Genomic DNA, 518 nt, shown 5'->3' with positions numbered 1-518 from the left:
AGGTGAGTTCTCAAGGATCTTCTCCGCATAGATTTTCTCAGCTCCGTAGATCTCAGGCTGCGTGGCATTGGCAAGGGGATTGGGAACGATGGCTCCGTTTAATGTGTTCGACTGCGGTACAGGAAGGTAATCCTTTACCTGTCTTCCGAATCCGTCGTATTCGATGTGAGTGACCACGTCCTTTCCTGTTGGAGAGGCTTTTACATTGACGACCTGTTTGGGTCTTCCTAATCCGTCGATATACTGAACGGTTTCCACACTTTTTGGATTGGGAAGGGCAGGATCAGAGAGATAGGTCTTGGAATAAACGTAATTTTCGTTCGTGCTCAGATTTGTGCTCTGTGCATGGGACAGTCCCACTACAAACAGGGCACTGATCGGGATGATTATTTTTTTCATGAGATGTGTCTTAGTGTTTGTAATTGTATTTGAATTCTTTCAGGATCTTGCCTGTTGCATTATTCTCCCTTATTTCTTTGAGCCTGTTGGCAGAATCATAGAGATAGACTTCCCTGATC

1 protein-coding gene is annotated in these 518 nt (G+C 45.0%); it reads right to left on the bottom strand.

Annotated features, from left to right (window positions below):
* The coding region (locus AC2A07_RS19735) for a DUF6443 domain-containing protein (RefSeq protein WP_484051806.1) at positions 1-399 on the bottom strand (399 nt) is incomplete at its 3' end.
* Positions 400-518: the final 119 nt, after the last annotated feature.

Source organism: Chryseobacterium sp. HNCC26DJ238, from assembly GCF_057180465.1.
Note: the sequence above shows the minus strand (reverse complement) of the source record. Positions and strands in the feature narration are given on the sequence as shown.